General features: G+C 40.8%; 1 protein-coding gene. It reads left to right on the top strand.

Features of this window, described 5'->3' with window-relative positions; all coding sequences use genetic code 11:
- A partial coding sequence (locus CSV68_RS16720; RefSeq protein ID WP_143561029.1) for a M16 family metallopeptidase occupies positions 1-424 on the top strand: 424 nt, incomplete at both ends.

Raw genomic sequence — 424 nt, 5'->3', positions numbered from 1 at the left:
TTACTCGACTTCGTTCAACAACCATATTTCACGAAGCAAACTGTCGATAAGGAAAAAGGTATCATTGCCCAGGAAATTACCATGTATGATGACCAGCCCGACTGGCGATTATATTTTGGCACAATTGAAAACCTCTATGAAAACCATCCGGTAAAAATCGATATTGCCGGGACTGTAGTGTCTATTCAGGACATTACAGCTGAACATTTATATACATGTTATGAGACATTCTATCATCCATCCAACATGTTACTGTTTATCGTGGGAGCAGTGAAGCCGGAAGAAATGATGGCGTTTGTTAAAAAAGATCAAGCAAAGAAATCGTTCGATAAACCAGAGGTGATTGAACGCCAATTCCCGTCCGAATCAAAAGAGGTGGATGTGCCCGAACGTACATTGACGATGGATGTTTCGAAACCGAAAT

It is taken from the genome of Sporosarcina sp. P29 (genome assembly GCF_002743265.1).
GTDB lineage: Bacteria > Bacillota > Bacilli > Bacillales_A > Planococcaceae > Sporosarcina.
Note: the sequence above shows the minus strand (reverse complement) of the source record. Positions and strands in the feature narration are given on the sequence as shown.